Genomic DNA, 7,085 nt, shown 5'->3' with positions numbered 1-7,085 from the left:
TCCGCGCCGATGATAGTATGCTCTTCGCATGCGAAAGTAGGTCACCGCCAGGCTCCTTATCCTCACAAAAGCCCTCCTCGCGAGGGCTTTTGTGTTTATGCCCGTGCGTGTCCGTGCCTTGAAAATGCAGTGGGACAATATTAAGCCCCATGCGCCCCAGTAAAGCTAATCTGCAACTTCCCATTCTCCTTCGCTGACCAGACAGGCTTTCTCTCTGCGGTCTTCATCAATGTTCTGCCCATTGACGCGCAAACGGTACTCTCTGCATTTCATTCCGTTGCGCTCGAAACTATTGATCGGCGTGACCATGTAACTCAATCCTTCCGAGCCTGTCCAACTGACAGTTCTTCTGTCTGCTGCCAGCTCCAGGGCATGACCGATGCAGGCACGATCAGCATCGTCCATGGATTTTCCAATCCTGTTGCCGATAACGGCGCCAAGCACAGTACCTAGGATAATAGCCGCACCGCGATTGCTGTCCTTGCCGACGGTTGAGCCAATGGCGCCACCTACGGCACCTCCAAGTACGGTTCCGATGGCCTCGCGATTGCATTTGCCATTGATGATGCCGTAGTCTCTTTCCCAATGGGTGCCGGAATATCCTTGATAATAAGGATCATGTTTCTTCCGCCAACCATGGGCAGGAGCCCAAGGGGGAGGGTCGGCATATGCGACGGGCGATGCTGGCAATATCAATGCAGCTGAAGCAAGTGTAAGGAGAGCGACCTTCGAACGAATAATGGGCATAGCCTGACTCCGTTGATGTTTTTAGGTGATTAAATTGTACCCACGTTGAGCGCTGCATGCGCAAGTCCGACCGGATGAACGGTAGAGAGTGAGATATGGAACAGAGCGAACAGTATGAAATTGCAACTTTTGCCGGCGGTTGCTTCTGGTGTCTGGAGGCGCCATTCGACAGCTTGCAAGGAGTAAAGGAAGTAGTCTCCGGATATATGGGCGGACACACCTTGAACCCGGATTACAGGCAAGTCTGTACGGGCGAAACAGGGCATGCCGAAGTCATACGGATACACTTCGATCCTTCGGTGATCAATTACAGGGATCTGCTTGAAATATTCTTCGCATTGCATGACCCAACTACGCGAAATCGGCAAGGCAACGATATTGGTACGCAATATCGGTCAGCTGTGTTTTACCATTCGGATTCTCAGAGAGATACTGCCCTGGAAGTGATATCCGAATTATCGAGTCGAGGCATCTGGAGCAACTCGGTCACAACCGAGGTAGTGCCTGCGGAGACTTTTTATCCCGCAGAAGAGTATCACCAGCATTATTTCGAGCGAAATCCGCAGCAACCGTATTGCCAAGCCATGATCGGCCCCAAGATGGCAAAGTTGCGCTCTATCTATGGTGGAAAACTCAAATCACACTGAGTTGATATCTCTCGCGCAGAGCAACCTCCTCGCAGTGCGGAGGCCCGTCAGAACAGGCGGCGGCTAAGCCACTGACGGCGCCAGAAGATCAAAGCCATGAAACTGCCGATGCCGCCCATCAGAGCGATAGCGAACCAGAAACCATCGCGATGCTCCAGCCACGGCATATGTACGAAATTCATCCCGAATATCCCGGCGATGAGCGTGGCTGGCATAAACAGCATGGCGACTACCGTGAGCGCGCGTACTTCCATATTTACGCGATTGCTGATACTGGAGAGATAGATATCCAGCATTCCTGCCAACAGGTCGCGCAGCGCCTCCAACGATTCAATGAAATGCACGGTGTGGTCGTAAACATCCCGTAAATACAGCACAGTATCGTGCTGGAAATACCCGGATTCGTTGCGTACCAGGCTGTTGATGACTTCCCGTAATGGCCAAACCGCGCGTCGCAATTCCATCGTTTCGCGTTTGAGCTTATGTATGTTTTGCAGCATATGCTCGCCAGGGCGATACAGCAGGCTTTCTTCAAGATAGTCGCAATCGTCGCCTATCTGTTCCAGCACGATGAAATAGCGATCGACGATGACATCCAGCAGGGTATACGCCAGGTATCCCGCATCGCTGCTCCGAATATGCCCCTTGTTTGCTCGCAGACGCTCGCGTACCGGGTCGAAGGAACCTGTCGGACGTTCTTGGAAAGTCAGTACGAAATTATGACCGAGCACGATGCTGACTTGCTCGGACTCGATCTGCACGGATTGCTTGTCGTAGCTGAAGAATCGAGTGACGACAAAAAGGTGATTGTCATAAACATCCAGTTTTGGCCGCTGGTCGGTATTGAGGATATCCTCCATCACCAGCGGATGCAGATGGAATGCCTCGCCGATATGCCGCATCAGCTCCGGGTCATGCAGGCCGTACACATTCAGCCATAGCACCTCTCCATCACGGGTCTTGGTATCCAGCGTCGCCAAAGAGGTTGCATTGGACTCAGACAATTGCTGCGCATCGTAGCGAAACAACGTCAGTTCGCTGTGCTTGGTCTTGACCTCGCCCAAATGAATCAGTGATCCGGGGGGCATTCCCACTTTTTTTGATCTGGAACGACGAGTTCTTTTCATAAGCGATACCCTTGAGTCCAAGTTCAGTTAAGCATGGTAAAGATAGCGTGTGCGCTCATTCGGCCCGCAGTGCTTCGATGGCATCGAGCCGGGCGGCATGGCGCGCTGGCAAGACGCCTGCCAGAATGCCAATTGAAATCGCGGCAAGTTCAGCGCCTAGTACGAAGTGCCAGGGAGTATGGACCGGCATGTCCGGCAGCGCCAGATGCAAAAGCTGTGCGCATCCCACGCCCAGCAGCAGGCCGATGGCACCGCCGGTTGCGGCAAGCACGATGGATTCGCCCAGAAATAGCGCCAGAATCGCGCGGCGCGGAGCGCCTAGTGCAACCAGCAGCCCGATTTCATTGGTACGTTCGGTGACGGCAATGGTCATGATGGTGACGATCCCCACGCCGCCGACGATGAGTGAAATTCCACCCAGCGCGCCGACTGCCGCAGTCAGGATGTCCAGGATATTGGACAGGGTGGCGAGCATGTCTTCCTGCGTAACAACGGTGAAATCTTCCTTGCCGTGACGGCTGATCAGTATCGTCTTGATGGCATCGACAACCTTGGCCGCAGGTACGCCTTCTGTGTAGGTCACATGAATTTCCATCAATCCATCGCGATTGTAGAGCTCCAGCGAGCGTGCTGCGGGAATGAAGGCGGTGTCGTCGAGATCGATGCCGAGGAATTGGCCTTTCGGTGCCATCACGCCGATCACTCGAAAATGCATGCCGCCGATGCGTACCCGCGCTCCCAACGGATTGGCCGTGCCGAAGAGTTCATTGCGTAATTTGGCCCCCAGGACGACAAGCGCGCGCGCGTTGCTGGCGTCATCTTCTGGCAGGAAGCGCCCAATTTTGATGGTTGAACTGAATACGGAAGGAAAGTCCGCATCAACACCATATACCGTGGTGCGGCGCAGCCGGCCATTGGCCTCGACTTCGGAGTTTCCCCACACCGTGGGCGTCGCGCCCGTGGCGTAGCGCAGGCGTTTCAGCGCTTCGGTATCTTCGAGCGTCAGCGGTCGTACCGTGGTCGGTATGCCGGTCGGGTGGGCACCGCCGGTCTTGGTCTTGCCGGGCGAGATGCCAACGACATTGGTACCGAATTGCGAAAATTCGGCGAGCACGAAACGGTGTACGCCCTCGCCTATGGATGTCAGAAGAATCACGGCAGCGATGCCGACGGCAATTCCCAGCAGTGTCAGGAAACTGCGCAGCCGATATGCGACGATGGCTTGCAGTGCAAAGCGGAAAGCATCGGGCCAAAGCATGGTTCAGCGTTTCGACAGCGCTTGCACAGGGTCGAGCCGAGCGGCCTTCCTGGCGGGCATGACACCGAACAATATCCCGGTCACGAGTGCCGTGCCAATGCCGGCCAGCAGCGCCCATGCCGGGGGGTAAGCAGGAAAAACCGGATATAGCTGGCGCAACGCAGCCGCGCCAGTCTCGCCAAGGGCGACGCCGATCAACGCTCCCAGCATCGACAGCATGGCGGCTTCGACAAGAAACGCATTGCGTATCGTGGATGCCGTCGCACCCAAGGCTTTGAGCAAGCCGATTTCGCCGGTACGTTGCGTTACCGAAACCAGCATCACATTCATCACCAGAATGCCGGCGACGGCCAGACTGATCGCTGCGATGCCGGCCACGCCAAAGGTCAGTACTCGCAAAATCTTGTCGAAGGTCTGCAAGACCGCATCCTGCGTGATCAGGGTGAAATCTTTTTCACCGTCGTGGCGCTTGGTCAGCGTTTTCTCGACGCGCAATTTAAGATTATCCAGTTCACCGCGGCTGCGCCCTTCGATCAGGATGCGAAACAGCGTGTTGGTGTCGAACATCGCCAGAGCGGTCGCCGTTGGGACAATGATCAGCTCGTCGGTGGTCATGCCCATGCCGCGGCCGCCTGCACTCAAGACGCCGATCACGCGAAAACGGCGGTCGCCGACGCGGATAGGTTTGCCGAGCGGCGACTCACGGCCGAACAGCTCGTCGCGGATCATCGAGCCGATTACCGCAACATTCGAGCCGAGGCCGACGTCGTCGGGAGGCAGAAAGCGCCCTTGAGCCAGTTTCAGATGCCGCACCTCCAGAAAGTCCGAGGAAGTGCCAACCAGCATCACTTCGCGCAATTTTCCGCCGACGCTGATCTCCGAACTCCCGACCACGATGGGCGCTACCTTGCGTACGCCGGTGATCTGGATCAATGATGCGGCATCTTCTGCCGTCAGGTCACGGGGTGTGCTCGTGACGAGATTGGCCGGATTGAGGCCGCCCGTTTCGGAGCGGCCGGGCAACACGATCAGCAGATTGCTGCCGATGGCCGAGAACTCTTCAACCACGTAGCGGCGCGCGCCATCGCCGAGTGCCGTGAGCATGATGACGGCGGCAACGCCTATGGACATGGCCAAGACCAGCAGTCCCGTGCGCAGCGGCGTGCCGGAGGCCGCATGCCGTGCGAAGGAAAGCGTATCAAGCGCGCGCATCGGTTTTTTTCCTCTCATCGCCGACGATTTCGCCATCCAGCATCGTCAGGCGGCGTGCTGCGCGGGCACCCAACAACTGGTCATGCGTGACGACGATCAGGGTCACGCCGGTAGCATTGAGGGCTTCGAGCAGCTCCATCACTTCTTCGCCGGTTGCGCGGTCGAGATTGCCGGTCGGCTCGTCGGCCAGAATCATGGCCGGATGCATGACCGTGGCTCGCGCTATCGCAACGCGCTGACGCTGCCCGCCGGAAAGCTGGTCCGGACGGTGATGGGCGCGGTCTTCCAGCCCGAAGTCATGCAGCGCGGCAGTCACACGTTTTTTGCGCTCGGCTGGCAACATCCCGGACAGCATGAGCGGCAAGGCAATATTTTCGGCAGCGGTGAGGCGCGGAACGAGGTGAAAGCTCTGGAACACGAAGCCGATGCGTTCGCTGCGGATTTTTGCCTGATCTCCGGCGGTCAGCGTGGTTGCATCCCGCCCTTCGAGTAAATATTTCCCGGCATCGGGGCGATCAAGCAGCCCTAGCAGATTGAGCAGTGTGGATTTGCCGGAGCCGGAAGGACCCATCACGGCGACATATTCGCCGGGTGCGATATCGAGATTGATCTGGCGAAGCGCATGAACCTGGCTATCGCCAAGTTGAAATGTGCGCTCAATGCCATTCAGTTCGATCAGGCTCATGACGGACTATTTTGTGGGCCGGTTTTGTTCCGGAACAGCTTGCGCGCCGGCTTTGACACCTTCCCGCTCCAGCGAAACCACGATTTTTTCTTCCTCCATCAGGCCCTCGGTGATTTCCGTATATTCCCAATTGCTGAGGCCGACCTTGACGGCGCGCTCTTCCAGCACGCCGGCGTCAGAGTCAGCTCTGTAGACCAGTACCTTGTTGCCTTCCATCAGGGCGGAGGTCGGAATGCGCAGGACGTTTTCGCGCGCATCCAGGATGACCTCCAGGTCGGCGCTGTAACCGACCAGCAACTCCCCGGGAGCGAGGCGATCGTCAAGCGTGGCTTCGACGTTGACGGTACGCGCCTGCTTCTCGACGGCTACCACATAAGGTGCAATGCGTTTCACATGGGCGGGCAGCACTTTGCCAGGCAAGGCATCCAGGGTGATGCGCGCGGATTGTCCGGCACGGATCTTGGGAGCGTCGACCTCATCCATGGGCGCAGAAATATACAGGCAGGAATCGTCGATCAGATCGATGGCCGGCGGCGTTGCCACGCCGGGTGGAGATGGTGTGGTGTATTCGCCTAGCTCGCCGACAATATCGGCAATGGTGCCGGAGAAGGGTGCGATCAAGATGGTGCGCCCGCGCTCGATGCGGGTAGCGCTGAGCCTGGCGCGTGCTTGTTCCACGTCGGCCCGCGTCGTTTCACATGCGGCGCGGCGCGACTGCGCTTCGTAGCGTGCCTTTTCTTCCGCGCTGGCCGAGATGAATCCGCTGGCACGCAGATTTGCCGCACGTTCTGCCTCGCGCTGGGCATTGTCGGCAATGGCGCAGACTTCCTCGACGTGTTTGCGGGCGCTTTCAACCTGGGTTTGCGCCAATCGGCTCTGCGCCTGCTGATCCTCGTTCCACAACTTGAGCAGAATCTGCCCTTTCTTGACCCGGTCGCCTTTCTTGACGCCGAGATAGGTAATGCGGCCGCCGGAGATCGGCGAGAGGCGCGTGCGCTGGCAGGCTTCGACGCTGCCGGCACGAGTGTTGGAGACGGAAGATTCAACCTTGCCGCGATTCACTTCCGCGAGTACGACCGGGATGGGTTCGGGTTTGCTGAACCACCAGAAAACGGCTGCGCTGGCGGCAATCAGGAGCACAACAATCAGCAAACGGCGCATGGCAAAGGCGTGTCCTTAAGAAATTATTCGAGATTCTTAGGTGAAATGATAAGTCCGAAGGATAAAAATGGGTAGAAATTCGCGCCGGTACGCCTCGGGCCCACCTTCAAGTTTCGGTCGATTAACTCATTAATTTGAATATTGTTTTTGATTCAATCGCAGAATAATATCGATTATGATCTCGCGTCGAGAAATTCTTGTCATGAATCTAGGAACGGCATTATTCTCATGCTACTCTTCGCACGCCT

The 7,085-nt window shown here is 57.0% G+C and carries 7 protein-coding genes; 1 reads left to right on the top strand and 6 read right to left on the bottom strand.

The genetic code is table 11. From position 1 onward, the window contains the following. Positions 1-165: 165 nt before the first annotated feature. Positions 166-747, bottom strand: a complete 582-nt coding sequence (locus tag A7976_RS03905) for a glycine zipper domain-containing protein (protein ID WP_067107140.1) — start codon at positions 745-747, stop codon at positions 166-168. A 95-nt stretch (positions 748-842) separates the two neighbouring features. Between A7976_RS03905 and msrA the strand changes: the two genes are divergently transcribed. Beyond that, a complete protein-coding gene (gene msrA, locus A7976_RS03900) occupies positions 843-1,394 on the top strand; it encodes a peptide-methionine (S)-S-oxide reductase MsrA (protein WP_067107137.1) in 552 nt (183 codons plus the stop codon). A gap of 47 nt (positions 1,395-1,441) precedes the next feature. On the opposite strand, the gene corA is transcribed toward msrA, so the two are convergent. The 5 genes from corA to A7976_RS03875 all read right to left on the bottom strand — a co-directional run bounded on the left by corA (position 1,442) and on the right by A7976_RS03875 (position 6,837). Then, positions 1,442-2,482, bottom strand: a complete 1,041-nt coding sequence (gene corA, locus A7976_RS03895) for a magnesium/cobalt transporter CorA (RefSeq protein WP_240483780.1) — start codon at positions 2,480-2,482, stop codon at positions 1,442-1,444. Between the two features lie 94 nt (positions 2,483-2,576). Then, positions 2,577-3,779: an ABC transporter permease gene (locus A7976_RS03890; RefSeq protein ID WP_067107130.1), complete on the bottom strand. Its 1,203-nt coding sequence runs from the start codon at positions 3,777-3,779 to the stop codon at positions 2,577-2,579. 3 nt (positions 3,780-3,782) lie between these two features. Beyond that, on the bottom strand, positions 3,783-4,991 hold the full coding sequence (locus A7976_RS03885; protein ID WP_067107127.1) for an ABC transporter permease: 1,209 nt from the start codon (positions 4,989-4,991) through the stop codon (positions 3,783-3,785). Beyond that, a complete protein-coding gene (locus tag A7976_RS03880) occupies positions 4,978-5,670 on the bottom strand; it encodes an ABC transporter ATP-binding protein (protein WP_205633448.1) in 693 nt (230 codons plus the stop codon). Before A7976_RS03880 ends, A7976_RS03885 begins: the two co-directional genes overlap by 14 nt. 12 nt (positions 5,671-5,682) lie before the next feature. Beyond that, positions 5,683-6,837, bottom strand: a complete 1,155-nt coding sequence (locus A7976_RS03875) for an efflux RND transporter periplasmic adaptor subunit (RefSeq protein WP_067107120.1) — start codon at positions 6,835-6,837, stop codon at positions 5,683-5,685. Positions 6,838-7,085 lie beyond the last annotated feature (248 nt).

Origin of the sequence: Methylobacillus sp. MM3, assembly GCF_001645185.1 — a bacterium.
Taxonomy (GTDB): Bacteria; Pseudomonadota; Gammaproteobacteria; order Burkholderiales; family Methylophilaceae; genus MM2.
This window is presented reverse-complemented; position numbering and strand designations above follow the sequence as displayed.

Coding starts and splice junctions, on each gene's coding strand:
- A7976_RS03905 (WP_067107140.1), bottom strand. CDS start 747: ATGCCCATTATTCGTTCGAAGGTCGCTCTCCTTACACTTGCTTCAGCT.
- msrA (WP_067107137.1), top strand. CDS start 843: ATGGAACAGAGCGAACAGTATGAAATTGCAACTTTTGCCGGCGGTTGC.
- corA (WP_240483780.1), bottom strand. CDS start 2,482: ATGCCCCCCGGATCACTGATTCATTTGGGCGAGGTCAAGACCAAGCAC.
- A7976_RS03890 (WP_067107130.1), bottom strand. CDS start 3,779: ATGCTTTGGCCCGATGCTTTCCGCTTTGCACTGCAAGCCATCGTCGCA.
- A7976_RS03885 (WP_067107127.1), bottom strand. CDS start 4,991: ATGCGCGCGCTTGATACGCTTTCCTTCGCACGGCATGCGGCCTCCGGC.
- A7976_RS03875 (WP_067107120.1), bottom strand. CDS start 6,837: ATGCGCCGTTTGCTGATTGTTGTGCTCCTGATTGCCGCCAGCGCAGCC.